Source organism: Pedobacter miscanthi, from assembly GCF_032678605.1.
Classification (GTDB): domain Bacteria; phylum Bacteroidota; class Bacteroidia; order Sphingobacteriales; family Sphingobacteriaceae; genus Pedobacter; species Pedobacter miscanthi_A.
On sequence record NZ_JAVTSU010000002.1, the window covers coordinates 206300 to 225251 of the forward strand.

The 18952-nt window shown below is 38.1% G+C and carries 19 protein-coding genes; 5 read left to right on the forward strand and 14 right to left on the reverse strand.

From position 1 onward, the window contains the following. Window positions 1–6: 6 nt before the first annotated feature. Window positions 7–681, forward strand: a complete 675-nt coding sequence (locus R2R28_RS03715) for a porin family protein (protein ID WP_316824361.1) — start codon at window positions 7–9, stop codon at window positions 679–681. Window positions 682–847: 166 nt separating this feature from the next. Then, the gene (locus R2R28_RS03720) at window positions 848–2488 is read left to right on the forward strand and encodes an NAD+ synthase (protein WP_316824362.1); all 1641 of its coding nucleotides are present in this window, start codon (window positions 848–850) and stop codon (window positions 2486–2488) included. Between the two features lie 172 nt (window positions 2489–2660). On the opposite strand, the gene R2R28_RS03725 is transcribed toward R2R28_RS03720, so the two are convergent. The 5 genes from R2R28_RS03725 to rsmI form a co-directional block, all read right to left on the reverse strand. Further along, the gene (locus R2R28_RS03725) at window positions 2661–3077 is read right to left on the reverse strand and encodes an OsmC family protein (RefSeq protein ID WP_316824363.1); all 417 of its coding nucleotides are present in this window, start codon (window positions 3075–3077) and stop codon (window positions 2661–2663) included. 96 nt (window positions 3078–3173) lie between these two features. Next, complete coding sequence (gene lspA, locus R2R28_RS03730; protein ID WP_316824364.1) at window positions 3174–3695, reverse strand: signal peptidase II; 522 nt, start codon at window positions 3693–3695, stop codon at window positions 3174–3176. A gap of 34 nt (window positions 3696–3729) precedes the next feature. Then, complete coding sequence (gene lnt, locus R2R28_RS03735) at window positions 3730–5346, reverse strand: apolipoprotein N-acyltransferase (RefSeq protein ID WP_316824365.1); 1617 nt, start codon at window positions 5344–5346, stop codon at window positions 3730–3732. A gap of 127 nt (window positions 5347–5473) precedes the next feature. Next, window positions 5474–6127, reverse strand: a complete 654-nt coding sequence (locus R2R28_RS03740) for a PH domain-containing protein (protein WP_316824366.1) — start codon at window positions 6125–6127, stop codon at window positions 5474–5476. Window positions 6128–6167: 40 nt separating this feature from the next. Continuing rightward, entirely contained in the window at window positions 6168–6881 is a 714-nt protein-coding gene (rsmI, locus tag R2R28_RS03745) for a 16S rRNA (cytidine(1402)-2'-O)-methyltransferase (protein ID WP_316824367.1), read from the reverse strand. A gap of 118 nt (window positions 6882–6999) precedes the next feature. Here rsmI and serS point away from each other — a divergent pair, with 118 nt between their 5' ends. Continuing rightward, window positions 7000–8271 (forward strand): serine--tRNA ligase, encoded by a 1272-nt coding sequence (serS, locus tag R2R28_RS03750; protein WP_316824368.1) that lies wholly within the window; start codon window positions 7000–7002, stop codon window positions 8269–8271. A gap of 196 nt (window positions 8272–8467) precedes the next feature. Here serS and R2R28_RS03755 read toward each other — a convergent pair whose 3' ends face one another. The 5 genes from R2R28_RS03755 to fabV form a co-directional block, all read right to left on the reverse strand. Further along, window positions 8468–8782: a hypothetical protein gene (locus R2R28_RS03755; protein ID WP_316824369.1), complete on the reverse strand. Its 315-nt coding sequence runs from the start codon at window positions 8780–8782 to the stop codon at window positions 8468–8470. A 97-nt stretch (window positions 8783–8879) separates the two neighbouring features. After that, window positions 8880–9566 carry an SIMPL domain-containing protein gene (locus R2R28_RS03760; protein WP_316824370.1) on the reverse strand — a complete coding sequence of 229 codons (687 nt, stop codon included), beginning with the start codon at window positions 9564–9566 and terminating at the stop codon, window positions 8880–8882. Window positions 9567–10155: 589 nt separating this feature from the next. Beyond that, window positions 10156–10608, reverse strand: coding sequence for a cold shock domain-containing protein (locus tag R2R28_RS03765; RefSeq protein WP_316824371.1), 453 nt, complete (start codon window positions 10606–10608; stop codon window positions 10156–10158). 358 nt (window positions 10609–10966) lie between these two features. Continuing rightward, window positions 10967–11488 carry a GNAT family N-acetyltransferase gene (locus R2R28_RS03770; protein WP_316824372.1) on the reverse strand — a complete coding sequence of 174 codons (522 nt, stop codon included), beginning with the start codon at window positions 11486–11488 and terminating at the stop codon, window positions 10967–10969. 122 nt (window positions 11489–11610) lie between these two features. Further along, window positions 11611–12804 carry an enoyl-ACP reductase FabV gene (gene fabV / locus R2R28_RS03775; protein ID WP_316824373.1) on the reverse strand — a complete coding sequence of 398 codons (1194 nt, stop codon included), beginning with the start codon at window positions 12802–12804 and terminating at the stop codon, window positions 11611–11613. A 658-nt stretch (window positions 12805–13462) separates the two neighbouring features. On the opposite strand from fabV, the gene R2R28_RS03780 reads away from it, so the two are divergent. Beyond that, complete coding sequence (locus R2R28_RS03780) at window positions 13463–14170, forward strand: DUF2490 domain-containing protein (RefSeq protein WP_316824374.1); 708 nt, start codon at window positions 13463–13465, stop codon at window positions 14168–14170. A gap of 85 nt (window positions 14171–14255) precedes the next feature. Then, window positions 14256–15146: a hypothetical protein gene (locus R2R28_RS03785; RefSeq protein WP_316824375.1), complete on the forward strand. Its 891-nt coding sequence runs from the start codon at window positions 14256–14258 to the stop codon at window positions 15144–15146. Window positions 15147–15164: 18 nt separating this feature from the next. Here R2R28_RS03785 and R2R28_RS03790 read toward each other — a convergent pair whose 3' ends face one another. From R2R28_RS03790 to R2R28_RS03805, 4 genes are all read right to left on the reverse strand, one after another. Continuing rightward, window positions 15165–15545: a helix-turn-helix transcriptional regulator gene (locus R2R28_RS03790; protein WP_316824376.1), complete on the reverse strand. Its 381-nt coding sequence runs from the start codon at window positions 15543–15545 to the stop codon at window positions 15165–15167. 794 nt (window positions 15546–16339) lie between these two features. Further along, entirely contained in the window at window positions 16340–16792 is a 453-nt protein-coding gene (locus R2R28_RS03795; protein ID WP_316824377.1) for a DinB family protein, read from the reverse strand. 9 nt (window positions 16793–16801) lie between these two features. After that, window positions 16802–17566 carry a hypothetical protein gene (locus tag R2R28_RS03800; RefSeq protein ID WP_316824378.1) on the reverse strand — a complete coding sequence of 255 codons (765 nt, stop codon included), beginning with the start codon at window positions 17564–17566 and terminating at the stop codon, window positions 16802–16804. A 529-nt stretch (window positions 17567–18095) separates the two neighbouring features. After that, window positions 18096–18827: a head GIN domain-containing protein gene (locus R2R28_RS03805; RefSeq protein WP_316824379.1), complete on the reverse strand. Its 732-nt coding sequence runs from the start codon at window positions 18825–18827 to the stop codon at window positions 18096–18098. Between the last annotated feature and the right edge of the window lie 125 nt (window positions 18828–18952).

An 18952-nucleotide genomic window follows, 5' to 3' on the forward strand; every position in this document is an offset into this window, starting at 1 on the left:
TATAGCATGAAAAGAATATCGACCATTTTAATTTTGTCTCTTTTAAGTTTCGGCGCATGGGCGCAAAATTCTTCTTTAACCAATTACGGTTTCAGATTAGGTTTAACTGCTACACCAACTTTTGGCTGGATTAAACCTGAGCAGGGAAAAACCAATGGAGTAGCATTAGGCTTTTCTTACGGATTAATCGGTGATTTTAATTTTGCCCCTAATTATAGTTTTGCTACCGCTTTAACCATTACTTCAATAAACGGTAAGAGCACTGAGGTCAATGTATTGCCTTACTATACTGGCAATAGTAGTACAGCGCCCAAAGCTTACGATTTAAAGTATAAATTGCAATATATAGATTTACCGTTAACCGTGAAATTAAAAACAATAAAAGCAGATGGTAAACGTTGGTACGGTCAATTCGGTTTGTCTAACTCATTTAATATCAGCGCTAAACAGGATGCTGTTACAGGTGGAACAGTTGTAGGTGATAATTTAAATGTATCCGATAATATTAAACTTTACCGCGCCGGGCTAATTATAGGCGGTGGTGGCGAATTTGATATCTCCGGAAATACCAGTATAGTGGCCGGTTTAACCTTTAATAATGGCTTTACCAATATTGTAAGCGATAAGGGCAGAAACGTTAAAAACCATTACCTGGCGCTCAATTTTGGCGTATTCTTCTAGCGTCACATTTATCTTGATACTCGATACTTGCATCTTGATACTTGATACTCAATACTTGCATCTTGATACTTGATACTCAATACTTGCATCTTGATACTTGATACTCAATACTTGTATCTTAATACCCACTACTTGATACTCAATACCCCCAAAAACCACTACAAAAATGAAAATAGCGCTGGCGCAACTCAATTATCACATCGGAAACTTTGAGGCCAATACCCAAAAAATAATCGAAAATATTCAATCTGCGAAAGCTAAGGGAGCAGATTTGGTTGTTTTTGCAGAACTGGCTATTTGTGGCTATCCACCAAGGGATTTTTTAGAATTTGATGAATTTATTACGCTTTGTGAAAACGCAGCGCATGCAATAGCCAAACACTGTACAGATATTGCTTGTATAGTTGGCCTGCCAGTTAAAAATGAAATATTACAGGGGAAAGACCTCTTTAATGCTGCTTATTTTATCGAAGAAGGGAAAGTTAAGGCTGTAGTGAAAAAAGCACTCTTGCCTACTTACGATGTCTTTGATGAATACCGATATTTCGAACCTGCTACTGAGTTTAGCTGTATCAATTTTAAAGGAAAAAAGATTGCTTTAACCATTTGCGAGGATCTTTGGAACATCAATGATAACCCGCTGTACGTATCAAACCCGATGGATGAACTGATTAAGGAGCAGCCTGATGTGATGATTAATATTGCTGCATCTCCTTTCTCTTATACACACGATGATGAGCGGATTAAAGTATTGGCCGATAATGCAAAAAAATACCATCTGCCTATATTTTATGTAAACCAGGTGGGCGCGCAGACAGAAATCATTTTCGATGGCGGATCGTTGGTTTTTGATGCAGACGGTGAAATGAAAGCCGAAATGAAATATTTTGAGGAAGATTTGCAGGTTTTTGATTTAGATGAGGTTGAAAATGTGCGTAATAAATACCCTCAATCAGAACGTTTAACGGATATTGAACAGATTCATGATGCCTTGATTTTAGGGATCAAAGATTATTTTGGAAAATCAGGTTTCAGCAAAGCGGTTTTAGGTTTGTCTGGTGGAATTGATTCTGCCGTGGTTTGCGCCTTAGCCTGTCGTGCTTTAGGACCTGAAAACGTAATGGCCGTTTTAATGCCTTCAAAATTTTCATCCGATCATTCGGTTCAGGATGCATTGGATCTGGTTAATAATATTGGTTGTATGCACGAAATTGTGCCGATTAAAGAAGTTGCCGAAGCTTTTGATCATATCCTGGCTCCAGCTTTTAAGGGTTTGCCTTTTAATCTTGCTGAAGAAAATATCCAGGCCCGTATCCGCGGAATTATCAATATGGCCATGAGCAATAAATTTGGTTATATTTTACTCAATACTTCCAATAAAAGCGAATGTGCGGTGGGTTATGGCACCTTATATGGCGATATGTGTGGCGCAATCGGGGTAATTGGTGATGTATATAAAGTGCAGGTTTTCGAACTGGCCAAATATATTAATAAGGAAAGGGAAATCATTCCGATTAATACCATCGTTAAACCACCTTCGGCAGAGTTAAGGCCCGATCAAAAAGATTCTGATTCGTTGCCCGAATACGAAATCCTTGATAAAATATTATACCAGCACATTGAACGGAAACAAGGCTCGAAAGCCATTATAACACAAGGTTTTGATGAAACATTGGTACACCGGATTTTAAAAATGGTTAATATTGCCGAATTTAAACGTTATCAAACACCACCTATTTTAAGAGTCTCACCCAAAGCATTTGGCATGGGAAGAAGAATGCCTATTGTAGGGAAATATTTGGCTTAGATTGTTTTGAGGTTGGGATATTGAACTGGCTAATTTTTTAATTGTTGTGTTGTTCAATTGTTTTTAGCTTATTGTTAACTGCAAATTGCCAACTGAAAACTGTTGTCATGCTGAGGTACGAAGCATCTGCTCAATAGTTTGTAGGTACTTCGTTCCTCAACATAACAGTGTTTTATGCTAAAGTAGCATCAACAGTAATGGTTGTATTTAATAATTTAGAAATCGGGCAGTTTTTCTCTGCATCAGCTACCAGTTCATCAAATTTTTCTTGTGTTAAATCAGGTACCGAAGCGGTTAAAGTTAAATGCGATTCTACAATTTCTCCTTTGGATGGATCAAGGTTGATTTCGCATTTGGTTTCTAATTTAGTGGCTGTAAAACCAGCTTCAGTTAAATTAGCCGATAATTTCATGGTGAAACAACCTGCATGCGCAGCAGCAATTAACTCTTCAGGATTTGTTCCAACGCCTTCAGCAAAACGTGAGTTAAAAGAGTATTGGGTATTGTTTAAAGTAGTGCTTTGAGTAGTAATGTTACCATTACCTTCTTTAATAGAACCTTGCCATACGGCTGTTGCATTTCTTTTCATGATGGGATTTTATTTTTGGTTGTTTAGATTGTTTAACACCTAAAGATAAATATATGTTTGTTTAAAGCCGGTAATTCTTTGTTAAGAAATGGTGTATTAATCCACTTCGGTTTCTGCTGGTTCTTCTTTCTCCACTTTACTTCTCAGTGACTGGAAGAGTAATATCCCAATTCCGATCATGATCGAAATATCGGCGAAGTTGAAAACCCCTGTTTGAAAAAGATAAAAATCCATGTGCATAAAGTCGGTAACCGACCCGTATATAATCCTGTCGTACAAGTTACCAATACCCCCACCGATTAAAAAGCACAGTGCAACCTGCATCGTAACCGGGAGATTCTTTTTAACAAATAGGTAATACAGGCCGTAACACAAAAATAGGAGTGGTAAGCCTGTTAAAATGATCAGTCTAAAAATATAAGGCATTTGATCGCCCAAACTTAAAAAAGCACCTGTATTTTCTACTTTTAGCAAGGTGAAACGATCTTTAATAATGCTGATGTGTTCGTAATCACTTATTTCGCTACGGACAATTTTTTTTGAAATCTGGTCGCAACCGAAATTTAAGGTAAGCATCAGTACCAAAAAAGACCATCTAATATTTTTAACTTGTTGCATGTATTTGTAATTAGAAAATAACTAACGGGTTATTTTATTTTTTTACCCATTTTCTATAAGGAATAATTAAAGCTAAAATTATCGCTAAAACACTGAATATTTTGGCAATAACATCTCCGCTTTTTACATAAAAAGTAATCTCGTCATTAAGATTGATGTTTGCTTTCAAGGCGGTTCTGGTCCACCATTTGGTGCTTTGTGTTACATCGCCGCGTTGATTAATAAAACAGGAGATTCCGGTATTGGCAGAACGTGCTATATCACGGTGGGTTTCAATAGCCCTCAGTTTGGCGTACATCATGTGCTGGTCTTTACCGGTCGTATTTCCCCACCATCCATCATTAGTGATGATGGCAATAAACTGAGCGCCATCTTTTACCTGTTCGCCAATCCAATCGCCCCATAAACTCTCATAACAAACTACAGGGGCAACGCCAATCCCACTTTGAGCATACAGTACACTTGGTTTATCTTGCCAGCCCCATCCGCCAACGGTTCCGCCCAGTTGAGCAAAAACACCGTCTAAAAATGAAAATACCTTTGGAAAAGGCATTTTTTCTACACCTGGAACCAGTTTTGATTTGTGGTAAAACTGAACATTTGCCGAATTTTCTACCTGCATGGCCGTATTGAAATTATCGAAATAAATGCCGCTCTGGTTATCAAATTTTGTGGTTATTGTTTTTTTATCCTGGTAAATTTTTATGCTTTCTATACCTGTAATTAGTGTTCCGTTTTTATACTTTGATAAAAAGCTTTGTAAACTGATAAAGTCAGTGTTGCTTCTGATCCTGTCTTCGTCAGCATAATTTGGAATCGCCGTTTCAGGCCAGATAAAATATTCTGTATTCGGCTGTCCGATGGAATCAGATAAATGGGTTAAAATACGGATTTGTTCTGCAGGAGGAATATTCTCCAGCTTTTGGTAAGGATCAATATTAGGTTGCACCACCACTACATTACTTGGTGTGCCTTTTTGCTCAGCTTTAAAGTATTTTGTTAACGAAATACCGATTGGAATAATTACAACCAATGCCCAGATGGCCAAAGTTCTAAATCTTAAATAACCGGTTTGTGATTTCAGTTTTTTATAGGCTTCGAAAGCTAAAATGTTGCTCACCAAAATCCACAATGAGCCACCGTAAATTCCCGTATGATCATACCATTGTGCCAGTTGGTGCATGCCCGCTAAACCATTACCCAAAGTCATCCATGGGAAAGCCAAATCCCAGGTTTGTTGTAAATATTCTAAAGTAATGTAAAAGGCGATTAAACCGAGATAGGCAATCTTTTTGTTTACATATTTACCCAGTCGGTAATACAACCAAAAGGCAAATGTCATTAAAAGTGCACCTAAACCATAAGGAATTAAAGAAACTGGTACAGCTACTGCCCATCCATTGTAGGCGCTTATCGCATTGTATACCCAATAAATAGACGCGGTGTTCCAAACCAAAAAGGTTAAGCCAGCTGTTAAGAAAATTCTTTTACCCTGTTTTTTAGCGTTATTGCCCGCAATGGCATCAAACGCAATAAAAAGCGGCACCAAACCTATTAATAATAAGGGTGTGGTAAAAGGCATCGGCGGCCAGGCTAACCAAAGTAAAAATGCACTTAAAAGAGCAAGGAGGTAGGTTTGTTTAGATTTCATATAAAATTACTTGTCATTCTGACGCAGGAAGAATCTCTAAGCGACAAAGAACTGACTTTTTTTATGTTAATGTAAGTGCAGTGCAACTATTTCAGGGATGCTTCGTGCCTCAGCATGACAGTATTAATTACAAACTATCTAAAATATCCGCTTTTTTAGCTTCGTATTCTTCTTGCGTAATCAAGTGTTTATCATACAGCGTTTTAAGCTTGCGTAGTTTTAATGTGGTTTCGTCTTCAGGCTCTTCTACTACCTCAGCAATCTGAATAAGTGGTTGTACCGGCTCGGGAGTTGGCTCATATGCCGGAATTTCGGCTAAAGGTTGTGCGTTTAAACTGATCGGAGAAGCTGTAGCGCGGTTTTCTTCCAGTTTCTGCTGACGGAGCATTTCTTTAAACTCTTCCAGCTGTTGGCTGGCCGACTGATGTAGTTTACGGGCCTGTACTTTTGGAATATATTCCGTTACAATATTTTCACCATGCTCTGGTACACATATAAATTTAGAGGTAAAAAAATCTTCCTTGAAAGAAACTTCTTTAATGTTTTTCCACGAAATATCTTTAAAATTCATGGTTAAACCTAAGTTACCTGGTTCGCAATAAAAAATACGTTTGTTAGAAACCGCGATACTATCCGGCATTAAGTTTACCGCAGGTTTTTTCTGTACCGCTAAATATAAAAGCTCTTCGCCGGTGGTTAAAAGATCATTTAATTTTCCAATAACCTTTTCAACCGCTTTAGGGTCTTGTTCGTCACTTAAAAATCTATCTATGCTAGTCATAATGTTTTTAAAATTGATGTGTCGTTTATATTTTTAGATGCTAGTCTTCAGCATCTTCGTATTTGTTTTTGTTCTTAATGTTGGGTTTTCCCGCTATGCAAATTACAAATTCTCCCTTTAAAGTATTGTTTTCAAAATGTGATTTTATTTCTACTAAAGTGCCCCTAACGGTTTCTTCAAACATTTTGGTCAATTCTCTACTTACCGAAGCCTGCCTGTCTTCGCCCAGATATTGTGCAAATTCTTCTAAGGTTTTTAATAAACGGTGCGGACTTTCGTAAAGTATAATGGTGCGGTCTTCTTCGGCTAACTTTTTAAATTTTGTCTGTCTGCCTTTTTTTACCGGCAAAAAACCCTCAAAGCAAAATGCATCGGCAGGTAAACCCGAATTTACCAACGCAGGTACAAAAGCTGTTGCGCCTGGTAAACATTCTACCGCAATATCATTTTTTATGGCTTCGCGAACGAGGAAAAAACCCGGGTCGGAAATGGCTGGTGTACCGGCATCAGATATTAAGGCAATTTTCTGTCCTTCATGTAAAAACTTAATAATTTCTGAAGTTGCTTTATGTTCGTTATGCTGATGGTGCGAGAAAACCCTTTTATCAATGCCAAAATGTTTCAACATCGGGGCGCTTGTACGGGTATCTTCGGCGAGGATTAAATCGCATTCTTTTAATATCCGGATTGCCCTAAAGGTCATATCTTCCAGATTGCCTATGGGCGTTGGTACGAGAAATAGTTTGCCATCCATATTTTTCTGTGTCCATCATTGCGAGGAGGAACGACGAAGCAATCTTTTTATGGAGAGATTGCCGCACTGCGTTCGCAATGACGACTTAATTATTATCTTTGCTTTAAAAAATTAAATAATGCTGCAAGTTAACTATATCCGCGAAAATAGAGAGAAAGTTTTAGAACGTTTAAGTATCCGTAATTTTAAACAGCCAGAACTGGTAGATGAAATCATTAAAATTGATGAAGACCGCCGTTCCACTCAAACTTCGTTGGATAGTATTTCTGCTGAAGCTAATGCGGCTGCCAAACAAATTGGCGATTTAATGCGTACAGGTAAAAAAGAAGAGGCCGAAGCCATTAAAGCACAAACTGCTTCTCATAAAGAAAATATTAAAAACCTGAGCGATAAATTAAACGAACTGGAAATTGCTCAGCATAATTTAATTGTTCAGTTGCCAAACTTACCATACCATTTGGTAAAACAGGGATCTACAGCAGAAGAGAATGAAATTGTTTTAACACATGGCGAACCTGCTCAGTTACCTAGCAAAGCTTTGCCACACTGGGAACTTGCCGCAAAATACGATATCATCGATTTTGAATTGGGCGTAAAAATTACCGGTGCTGGTTTCCCGGTATATAAAGGAAAAGGTGCAAGATTACAACGTGCATTGATCAATTTCTTTTTAGATCATGCTACTGCTGCAGGTTATAAAGAAATGCAGGTACCTCATTTGGTTAATGCAGCTTCGGGTTTTGGTACCGGACAGTTACCCGATAAAGAAGGACAGATGTACCACTCAACGGTTGATGATTTATATTTAATTCCTACGGCCGAAGTTCCGGTAACGAATTTATATCGTGATGTAATTGTTAAGGAAGAAGATTTACCCATTAAAAATACAGCTTATACCCCTTGTTTCCGCAGAGAGGCAGGTTCTTACGGTGCACATGTACGTGGTTTAAACCGTTTGCACCAGTTTGATAAGGTAGAGGTGGTACAAATTACCCATCCAGATCAATCTTACGAGACTTTGGAAGATATGAGCTTATATGTTCAGTCTCTTTTAAAAGCGCTTGGATTACATTACCGTGTATTGCGTTTATGCGGCGGCGATATGGGCTTTACTTCTGCCATGACGTATGATATGGAAGTTTGGAGCGCTGCACAAGAACGTTGGTTAGAGGTTTCTTCTGTATCGAATTTTGAAACTTACCAGAGTAACCGTTTAAAGTTACGTTTTAAAGGAAAAGAAGGCAAAGCACAACTGGCACACTCGCTAAATGGAAGTGCATTGGCATTACCGCGTATTGTGGCTTCTATTTTAGAAAACTACCAAACCGAAGACGGCATTAAAATTCCGGAAGCTTTGGTTAAGTATACGGGGTTTGATATTATTGATTAGTCTTAAATAAATCGTCATTGCGAGGCACGAAGCAATGTTAATGCTGTAGCAAAATGACGGAGGATCAAATTAAGGATATAAAAATATGAGATTGCTTCGTCGTTCCTCCTCGCAATGACGATATTTCTCATAAAAAAAAGCTTTGCAGTAATGCAAAGCTTTTCGTTTTTATAGATAGATGAGTTTTTTGTATCGATTATAAAATCAGGATCAACAATAAGATGATGATGATAATTGCACCAACTGAAAGGTAAACACCTCCAGAAACTGCACGGGCCTGGCCTTTTAATTCTCTTAACTCGCTGCGTAAAGCTTTACGTTCTGCCCTGGTTAAGTTCGATTTATCCATGTCTCTGATTTCTTCAACACGGGTTTTAATTTTTTCCAGTTTCACTGCTTGTTCTGCAGTTAATTCTGTAGGGTTTTTCGCAGGTTTATCAGCAGCCTGTACTGAGTTAAAACTAATGCCTAAAGAGAAAATTAAGGCTAACGTGTAGATGAATTTTTTCATAATATCTAATTTTTTAGTGTTCGACCTCTACTTAACAAAAAACCTACCAAAATGTTCTGGTAGGTTTTAAAAAGCAATAATTTAACTTTTAAAATTTTTATTTGATCTCGAAAATGGCATTTACGGTAAAATTCAGCTTAATTTTTTTGAAATCTATTTCTGGAGCGCCTGCTGCATCAGCCATTTCAGCTTTCATGGCGAAATTTCTGTAAACCGGTTGTATCACATTGTCTCCACCATCTTGTATTTCAATTACGCCACCTAATTTATCGCCTAAAGCCTCTACCATATAAGCTGCTTTCTCTTTTGCGGCTAATAAAGCTTTAATTTTAAGGTCCTTTTTCAAGGTCTCAATTTTAGAATAATCGTAACTTTCGATATTGGTATTGGCAATTCCTTTCGCATCAATTGCTTCTAATATCGCATTGAATTTGTTCAGGTCGCTTACTTTTAAACGATATTGTTTGCTTGCTAAAAAATCAGGATTTTTCTTTTTCTCTGTTTCGTAATTCCAGCTGCTTAAATTGCTAATGGTTAAGTTTTCTTTTGCAATACCTGCTTTTTGTACAGCCGCGTACAATTGTTTTTCGAGGTCGGTAATATCAGTTTTTTTCTTCCCGTTTAAATATTCTTTAAGTGAAATGCCGATGTAAATAATATCTGGGGTAACTTCTGTTTCGGCGGTTCCGCTTACGTTAATTTTTCTGCGTAAGTCTACTTGTTGTGCCATCGCTGTTGATAATCCTAAAATTGCAACCAGTGCAAGTGTTATTAACTTTTTCATAATGTATTTTTCTTTGTGTGTGCTGTAATGATGTAAATACTGCACAAATTCCACACCGGGATTTTAGTTTTTTTATGTTTTTTTGAAAATGAACATCAGTATTTAGTGGCAAAACCTGTCCCGCTATACACTCTAGCCCCGAAGAAAAAACCGGGGGCTGCCGTTGCTATCGGGTTTATTAACAAAGGATTGTGTTGCTATTAAAAATAGCCGGGCAATACAAAATAATCCGTTCAGCAAGTAAGTTTTAACCTGAAAATATTATTCTTTTTTGCAGTAAATATCTTTCGAAGTGTTAATTTTTTTAAAAAAGGGTATTGTTTTAGCCACTTAAACCCGACAGCGCAGATAGCCCGGAATGAAAGCGCAGCGAAAATGAGGACTAAGAGCAATGGCGGGACTGAGGCAGCCGATGCGCATTGAAACCTGGTTTTCTAAAATAAATAAATGAGAATAAAATTATGCGCAAGGTTTTATGCTTAATAGACGGAATTATATATGGTTATAAAACCAAGCGCAGCAGAATTTTCTGCAGAATTTTAATCATGTTTTGCAATTAGGAACTGCAAAAAGAATTGAATTAAGGTAATTAAACCTTTGAAACTTTAACAGCAGTTGGTCCTTTTTGGCCCATTTCTACTTCGAAGGTAACTTTATCGCCCTCTTTAATCTGGGTGATTAAACCGTTTGCATGAACGAAAATACTATCCTGAGTTTCGGTATTTTTAATAAAACCGTAACCTTTGCTGTCGTTAAAGAAAGTAACTGTTCCCTTTTTAACAGGATTTTCATCGATAATGTCTTCTTGTCTTGAAATACCGATCTGAATATCTTCTGTGTTGATTACAACTTTCTTTTTCGGATCTGGTGGGGTAGAGGAGATGTTTCCGTTTTCATCAACGTAAGCCATCATGTCTTCAAGAGATAAGCCTTTTTTAGCATTTGCCTGGCGTTCTTCTTTTTTCTCTTGTTTGTCGTTTTTCTTTTTTAATCGTTTTTTTTCGTTCTCTTTTTTACTGTATGTTGCCTGAGATTTAGCCATATTTTATTTAATTGTTTTGTTTTGAAAGGTGAGTGGAATGGAGAATTATACAAAGATAACAATACTAAAGGATAAATACGATTTTATTCGGTTAAGCTCTTGTCATTGTAAATGTGTAGGTCATGGATTAATAGATTACGCGCATGTGTTTTTAGCTGTCAGCGGGGATTAACGCGGAGCTATGCGCTTATTTATTTTTACCACAGATAAGGCGGTTGCCACAGATGCGTAGATTTATCTCATTACGTCATCTCGACCGGAACGTAGTGGAGCGGAGAGATCTATCTTGAGATAGATTTCTCGACTGCGTTGCACTTCGCTCGAAATGACGGTAACTTAGGGAAGTTATTTAACCTATTCACTTCGCTTTATCGATCTGGTAAACAAAGTTCCATTTTACGGGTTCGCCGTAATAAGCCACTTCCAGTTCAGCAATTTTAACTGCACCTAATTTTTCTGATGCTTTTTGCGAACGGAAATTGGTTGCGCCGATGTGTAAGATTACTTTATCCACAAATTGAAAAGCATAATCGAGCATTAAGGTTTTTAAGGCCCTGTTATGTCCTTTGCCCCAGAACTCGCGTGCAATAAAAGTGTAACCAACCGCAACAGAACGATCAGTTTCATTTAATTCGTAGTACCTGGAGCTGCCCACAATTTTATTGGTTTCTTTTTCGTAAACTATAAAAGCACCCTTCGATTCCATGGCGCCTTTAAAGAAATTTTCGAAAACTTCTCTTTTATAGCGATCTTTATTGGGATGTTGCTCCCAGATCAGCGGATCGGAAGCTACCGCAAAAAGTGCTTCAAAATCGGTCTCTTTTAAGGGAACTACTTTGATTAAGTCGCTTTCTAACGTAGGCTGTAAGTCGAAATTCATTTAATGTAGTATAAAAACGGCCGGCTATAAGGCCAGCCGTTTGTAAATTATGATTAGATTTCTCCATTCCGTTTAATTCCAGTCGAAATGACGATGGAGGCTCAGGGTAACGGATTGAATAATTAGTTTACCAAACCTTCAATTGCTACAACTTCCTGGGCATCTTTTTGGTAATCTACTTTATCGATTTCGAAACCAAATAAGCTTAAGAAATCAGATCTGTAACCTGGTAAATCGCCAAGCGCAGGTAAAGTTTCGGTTGTAGCTTCTTTCCAAAGTTCAGCAACTTTTGCCTGGATATCTTCACGCATTTCCCAATCGTCGATCCTGATTCTTCCTTTTTCATCAACAGGAACAGGATTACCGGTAAATAATCGATCAGCATATAAGCGTTGGATTTGCTCAATGGTACCTTCGTGCACGCCTTCTGCTTTCATTACTTTATACAATAATGAAATATATAATGGAATTACCGGAATAGCAGAACTTGCCTGTGTAACCAAGGCTTTATTAACCGATACGTAAGCTTTGCCATCAATATCTTTTAATTTATCGCCGATTTTGAAAGCTGTTGCTTCTAAATCATCTTTTGCCCTACCAATTGTCCCTTTGCGGTATACCGGTTCGGTTAAAGCCGGGCCGATGTACGAATAAGCTACTGTAGTTGCACCTTCGGCAAGTAAATTTTCTGCTTTAAGGGCATCAATCCACATCGACCAATCTTCGCCACCCATTACGGCAACTGTGTTGGTAATATCCTCTTCGGTAGCTGGTTCGATAGAAATTTCGGTTACATTACCTGTATGGAAATCGACTGTTTTGTTAGTATAGGTGCCACCGATCGGTTTTAAGGTAGAACGGTGCAATACTTCGGTATCAGGGTGTTTTCTTACCGGAGAGGCCAAACTATAAATTACAAGATCAACCTGGCCAAGGTCTGCTTTAATCAGCTCGATGGTTTTTGCTTTGATTTCTTTTGAGAAGGCATCGCCGTTAATGCTTTTTGCGTATAAACCGGCTGCATGTGCTTCTTTTTCAAAAGCGGCAGTGTTATACCAGCCTGGTGAAGCGGTTTTGCCCTCTGAAGGTGCTTTTTCGAAAAATACGCCAATGGTAGCAGCTCCGGATCCGTAAGCAGCAGCAATACGCGAAGCTAAACCGAAACCGGTTGAAGCACCAATGACCAATACTTTTTTCGGACCGTTAATAGCTCCTTTTGATTTTACATATTCAATTTGATTCTTTACGTTCTGTGCGCAGCCATCAGGATGTGCAGTTAAACAGATAAAGCCCCTCATTCTAGGTTCGATAATCATTTTTGTTCTTTTTTACGTTTTGTAATGTTAAAATAAGCGCAATTTTAAGGTTATTGAAAATGCCTTAATGCCCAAATCTTTAACGAAGATATATTTTTAATTGTTTAACGTTAAATGAATTTTGTTTTTAACCACAAAGGGCGCGAAGTTTTTCGCAAAGAATGCGGCGTTACTTGTCAGTCTGAGCGGAGTCGAAGACAACCACAGGGATCGCAGAGTTTTGCACAGAGAAAGGTTTTTATGGGGCAGATTGGACATTGGACTATTTCCATCATCCATCTTACATCATTAACCACCAAGGCACAAAGACACAAAGTTTTTTTTTGAAACCAGGCTTCTGACATCGGTCATCGGACTTTCGGACTATTTCCATCATCCGTCGCAAATTTTCCATCATACATTATTCACCACCAAGGCACGAAGGCACAAAGTTGTTTGTACATCAGGCTTCTGACATCGGACTTTCGGACTATTTCCATCATCCATCGCACATTTTCCATCATACATTATTCACCACCAAGGCACGAAGGCACAAAGTTGTTTTTAAATTATGCTTTGGACTAAGGACTGCCGACTGAAGACTTTGGACTAACTCTTCCTTATTTTACAATATTTCTTCTAATTTAGCGGCACACAGATAAAACCGGTTTATCTTTTTATGAGAAAAATATTATTACTTGCCTCGATGGTGTTCATCATGGCATCAGGAAAGCTATATGCGCAAACCCAATACCACAATTCGGGTTGGTTTATGTTTTTAAACAATACCAAGTTTAATGATAAATGGGGCTTGCAGTTCGATGTTCAGGTTCGTTCTGCAGATGATTGGAAGTATGTGCGAAATACTTTGGTCAGGCCGGCTGTGCAATATTTTATCAATAATAAAAGTAATGTGGCGCTGGGTTATTTATGGCAGACTACTCATACTGAAGTTGCCGGGGCTGCCGACCTTACCCATCACGAGCACCGTATTTTTGAACAGTATATTTATAACCATAAAATCAGTTCGGTATTTGCCAGTCACAGGCTTAGGCTTGAGCAACGTTTTATCGGTAGAACAGGTGAAGATGTGTTTTCGCAAAGGTTTCGTTATTTTTTCAGGTTGATTCAACCATTACAAAAAGCTCAACCCACATTTACAAAGGGTGCTTTTTTGGCATTACAGAACGAATTTTTTTTAAACCTCCAAAATAAAAGCAAAATCAATAATAGTGTTTTTGATCAGAACAGGGCTTATTTTGCTGTGGGATACCGTTTTTCAAAAAAGTTCGATCTGGAGGCAGGATATATGAATCAGGCCACCCATGGCTTAACCAACAATACGATTAATAATATTATTCAGTTGGCCGTTTATACGAGGTTTTAATGATTTAAAGTCATTTTTTGTACAATAAAGCTTACGAAATGTTAAACATGTTGTAATTGATTGGTCTTTTTGCTCAATTTGCCGCGTGAAAAGATTTACCATTCTATTTTTGGCACTCTTGTTTGGCAAGCGGATGCAGGCACAAGAGATTCAAACGGCTACAACAGACCATACTCCAACCTCTAAAAGTTTATTTAACCCTGAGCATAAAAGAAATTTTTCGCGTAAGGGCGATTTCTTTTTTCACTGGGGTTATAACAGCTCGTGGTATGGTAAAAGTGATATCAGGTTTCAGGGGCCGAACTACGATTTTACACTGAAGGATGTAGTTGCACATGATAGGCAATCGAAATTAAGCTGGGCATATTTAAATCCTGGTTTAATCACCGTACCACAGTATAATATCCGCGTGGGTTATTTTATAAAAGATAACTATAGTATCTCTATCGGTTGGGACCACATGAAATATGTAATGGATATTCCACAAACGGTAGCCATTACCGGGCATATCGGTCCCTTTATTTCGCATGATAATGTTGCTACTGGCGCTTTAGCAGGTGATTACAACGGTGAGAGTATTAATGTTAAGGAAAAAATGCTTACCTACGAACATACGGATGGATTTAATTATGCCAATATCGAAGTAGAGCGTTATGATGATATCTGGGTAGCACCTGGTGGAAATACTTCGTTAACTTTAGAAACAGGTTTAGGTGGTGGAATCATGGTTCCGCGTTCTGATGTACGTTTATTTGGAGCAGGCAGAAACAACCACTGGAATATTTCGGGCTATGGCGTTTCGGCTAAAATTGGTCTAAAATTCTATGTTTGGAAAAATGTTTATTTACAAAATACAACCAAGTTTGGCGCAACCAATTTAACCAATGTGCATACCACTGGTTGGGATGATTTGGATAAGGCGAGCCAAAAAATTAACTACATCGAAAATATGTGGTTAATCGGTGTTCAGTTTTAAAATGATATTGAAGGAGGCTTAAGCCTCCTTTTTTGTTTTAGCAGATAATGCTTCTTCTTTCTTTTCTTTAATTATTGCTGCAATTTCTACGATCTGTTTAAAAGGCACATCGGCAATCAGGTTATTGATGCTTTCCTCTACACCGTTCTTTTTAAGCCTGGTTATGGGATGTGTATTGGGTATGTTTTCATCTTTATCAGGCTGCCAGGCAAAAAGATCGCTGGGCTCGCAGATTAAAAGTTTACATAATTTCTCGATATGATCCAGTCTGATTGACCGGGTTTTGCTATGTAAGATAAAATGAGCTGAGTGCGGACTGAAACCCGCTTTAATCAGATAGGTAGAAACATTCTGTATGCCCCTCGCAACAAAAATGGGTACTACATTTAGGTACAACATATTGTAAATCTATTAATTGATGAAAAATAACATTCAATTTATCAGGGACGATTTAACAATATGTATTGCAGTACCTCAAACCACAATGCATAATTGTATGATTTAAATATAATGATAAAAAATATAAAATCCAGTTTCGAGAATAATAAAAGCAGTTGATAAAAAGATAAACTCAGTTTGATAAAACTAAAAGTATGTTCCGATTAATAGAAATGTAATTTGAAAAAGGTTAAATGCAGTTTAAAGAAACTAAAAATACGTTTTAGTTAGTATAAATGCAGTTTTAAGAAAGATAAATGAAGTTTGTATAAATTAAAAGTATAGTTTAATTAGTATAAATGAAGTTGATAAAAACATAATAGTATTTGATAAAAAGTTAAAATACCTTGTGGTTAACATGAACGAAGTTTGAATAAACTTAAATGAAGTAAGTAAAAGCCTGCAATACCGTCGAGAAGTGGACGGCACATTGGAGAAGCATTTAAATCTGCATAATAGATCCTGAAACAAGTTCAGGATGACGACCGCATGGGGAATTGTAGCAAACAAAACGCTATATGCACCTCAAATAATTATTTAAAGATGTAGCGCGAAGTTTTGTTGTATCATTTGTTAAGATATTAAAATGATTAATAATAGACTGCCATCGACAGATTCAAATAAAAGAGGCGTCATCTCGACTGGAACGCAGTGGAATGGAGAGATCTATATCAATACAGATTTCTCGACTTCGCTGCACTCCGCTCGAAATGACGGCAAACTTCGGAAGTTAGATACATGAACTCATTTGTCATTCATACCCCACCATCCAACAACCTCCTATGGTAATTAATCTGCCCTAGGTGGTAAGTTAAATGCGTAGTAAGGTGAACAAGAAAAAATTCAGTCGAAGTTTTTTCTTCAAATACGAATAAAGGGTATTCACTATTCATCTGCTCATTGCTAATCTGATCTAAAGTTTCACGAACAATGGCTGTGGTTTCTTCAATCATTTTGATGAGTTCTTGCTTTGGGATATCTTTCAGCGAAAATTCCAGCTCACGGTTCCGGATATAACCAGTGCCGCCCAGGGTTGCGCCTATGTAGGTGTTCAGGTTACCAATAAGGTGAAGGCATAGGTTACCAGCCGAATTTGCAATACCCCGATCTACCCGCCATAAATTGGCTTCGTTCTGGTAGGCTTCGATTTCTGATTTCAACCTGGTAAGATCGCGGTTAAAAAGCTTTTTTAAGGTTTCGGTAAGCATATGCAGATTTTAAAGGATGATTTTTTTAGCGGGTTGGGATAAAACTTCTGTACCGGCTTTGCTGATCACCAATAATGCCGGAGGCGAATCTTTTTCGCCCATTACAGTAATGAAACAAGTATAGAGGTAATCGCCGCTTTTAAACTGATAATTGTGGTTGCCTCCGCTGCCATCGGGTGTCCACTTGCCATTGTTTAACACCAGTTTAGGTTTATCGCTCATTTTGCTTTTTATCGGCCATGCGGCATAACGGTAATTGTTATTGCCAAGGTCATCGATCCTGATCCGGTATTGCGCAGTTTCGAAAACCAAAACTGGTTGTATAAAGTTACTTAATGAGGGGTGAAGACTGGTTTTTTCAGCGTTAATTAATCTGGCCTGTTCTTTGGCTTCTAACCTCGATTGGTGGTTAACGGCAATGAGTTTGCCATTGGTATCGAGCCATAATTCGCCGTTTAAAAACATAATACCTCGCCAACCTACGGCATCCCAATCGGTATCCAGTTTAGAATTAATAATTTTTTTGGTTAAGTTATCATCAAAAACCTCTTTGTAGCGTTTTACAAATTCCTGTTTGTTTTTAATGGCCGGGATAGGGTAGGCCCTTTTTAATGGGTAGCTGATTTTACTGCTCAGCTTTTCTATATTTCCGCTTTTAATGGCATTGATGAAAGCAGCAACCACAGGGCGATATTTTTTATCAAGTGTCTGATCCTGGCTATACGCGAAATTGATTGTGCTGATCAATAAAACCATTAATGCTATTTTTTTCATGGGTAAGATATAGGTAAACGAAGATAATTGTTTCAAAGCAAAAACCGATCAATATCTTTTCTGTGTGTTAAAGAAACCATTGTTAATAAACCCGGTTGGAATGATTCCGGTTTTTCATCGGATTAATGGAGCGGGGCTGTAGATCGCCAAGAATTACTGAATGCCCGTTTCCATGCCATAAAATAAGTCTGTTTTTTATGGGGAGCGCAGGGGCTGTGCACCATAATAAGTTTCTTCCCGTTTTACGCTTGTACGCTTCGCTGCCTCGTGCCTCGTTGCTGCAGGGTACCGCTTCAACCGGGGCTAACAGGCTGTGACAGTATTCCATTTTTAGGATTTACAGCAAGGTAACCATTGATCATAAACCCGGTTGGAACGATTCCGGTTTTTATCGGATTAATGGAGCAGGACGGACGATAATAGTTGTAATAAACCTAGTTTCCAAATCATGTGTATAAGCTAAAAAAAATATTACAAAAAAACGCCCCGAATTTCTTCGAGGCGTTTTTTGTATAGTATGAATCTGATTTTACATTTTCCTTACCCCGCCAGAACCGATAACGGTTTTATCAACGCTCGGATTGCCAGAATAATTTACGCTTCCTGATCCGCTGATTACTGCCCTGATGCTTTCGCTTACCGCAATGTTTACGGTTCCTGAACCACTGATGGTGCTGTTTAATGTTTTTGTTGAAAAAGATTTACCGGCAAATGTACCTGAGCTGCTGATTACCACTTTAGCATGATCGGCACCGCCAGTAATATTTATTGAACCCGAACCGCTAATTACACCGCTATAATCGTCTACATCGGCCGAGGCTTTGATGTTTCCAGAACCACTTATGGTTGTTGTTAAACTGCCTGTGCTGATTTTTCCATTAACGGTTAGGTTACCAGAGCCGCTTACGGTTAAGCTGGCCAGTTCTTTTGCGGTTACATAAGCCGTAATTTTTTTGCCCTCGTATTTGTTAGACCAGCTTCTGATGCTGGTTTGCGGACGGATAACTAACACGTTGCCTTTTACTTCGGTAACAATCGAAGCTATTGCCTCTGCATCGCCCTCCAGGCGGCAGCTTTCGGTATTGCCTAAGGTTACAATTACATTGATAGGGCCTGCAGAAGCCACGCCGTTAAAATTTTTAACATCGCGGTCATCGTTCTTCTTGCTTGAAACGGTGATTTTTGTACCGTCCTTTGCAATTGCGTTAATGCCAGCGGTTAATGTTAAAGATGCCAATAATATTGCAAATACTTTTTTCATGGTTATAGATTTTTATTTTTTAGATGAATAATGAGCCATTTCTTATAAGACGGTTGTTTTTAAGAAAAGTTGCACAAATGGAAAATTATAGCATCAGGCCGATTTCCGAAGTTAGCCAAGCTGTG

Excerpts from the sequence above, each read along its gene's own strand:
- serS (WP_316824368.1), top strand. The coding sequence starts at position 7,000 with ATGCTGCAAGTTAACTATATCCGCGAAAATAGAGAGAAAGTTTTAGAA.
- fabV (WP_316824373.1), bottom strand. The coding sequence starts at position 12,804 with ATGATTATCGAACCTAGAATGAGGGGCTTTATCTGTTTAACTGCACAT.
- R2R28_RS03770 (WP_316824372.1), bottom strand. The coding sequence starts at position 11,488 with ATGAATTTCGACTTACAGCCTACGTTAGAAAGCGACTTAATCAAAGTA.
- lspA (WP_316824364.1), bottom strand. The coding sequence starts at position 3,695 with ATGCAACAAGTTAAAAATATTAGATGGTCTTTTTTGGTACTGATGCTT.
- R2R28_RS03725 (WP_316824363.1), bottom strand. The coding sequence starts at position 3,077 with ATGAAAAGAAATGCAACAGCCGTATGGCAAGGTTCTATTAAAGAAGGT.
- rsmI (WP_316824367.1), bottom strand. The coding sequence starts at position 6,881 with ATGGATGGCAAACTATTTCTCGTACCAACGCCCATAGGCAATCTGGAA.
- R2R28_RS03805 (WP_316824379.1), bottom strand. The coding sequence starts at position 18,827 with ATGAAAAAAGTATTTGCAATATTATTGGCATCTTTAACATTAACCGCT.
- R2R28_RS03720 (WP_316824362.1), top strand. The coding sequence starts at position 848 with ATGAAAATAGCGCTGGCGCAACTCAATTATCACATCGGAAACTTTGAG.
- R2R28_RS03780 (WP_316824374.1), top strand. The coding sequence starts at position 13,463 with ATGAGAAAAATATTATTACTTGCCTCGATGGTGTTCATCATGGCATCA.
- R2R28_RS03800 (WP_316824378.1), bottom strand. The coding sequence starts at position 17,566 with ATGAAAAAAATAGCATTAATGGTTTTATTGATCAGCACAATCAATTTC.
- R2R28_RS03715 (WP_316824361.1), top strand. The coding sequence starts at position 7 with ATGAAAAGAATATCGACCATTTTAATTTTGTCTCTTTTAAGTTTCGGC.
- R2R28_RS03755 (WP_316824369.1), bottom strand. The coding sequence starts at position 8,782 with ATGAAAAAATTCATCTACACGTTAGCCTTAATTTTCTCTTTAGGCATT.
- R2R28_RS03765 (WP_316824371.1), bottom strand. The coding sequence starts at position 10,608 with ATGGCTAAATCTCAGGCAACATACAGTAAAAAAGAGAACGAAAAAAAA.
- lnt (WP_316824365.1), bottom strand. The coding sequence starts at position 5,346 with ATGAAATCTAAACAAACCTACCTCCTTGCTCTTTTAAGTGCATTTTTA.
- R2R28_RS03790 (WP_316824376.1), bottom strand. The coding sequence starts at position 15,545 with ATGTTGTACCTAAATGTAGTACCCATTTTTGTTGCGAGGGGCATACAG.
- R2R28_RS03760 (WP_316824370.1), bottom strand. The coding sequence starts at position 9,566 with ATGAAAAAGTTAATAACACTTGCACTGGTTGCAATTTTAGGATTATCA.
- R2R28_RS03795 (WP_316824377.1), bottom strand. The coding sequence starts at position 16,792 with ATGCTTACCGAAACCTTAAAAAAGCTTTTTAACCGCGATCTTACCAGG.
- R2R28_RS03740 (WP_316824366.1), bottom strand. The coding sequence starts at position 6,127 with ATGACTAGCATAGATAGATTTTTAAGTGACGAACAAGACCCTAAAGCG.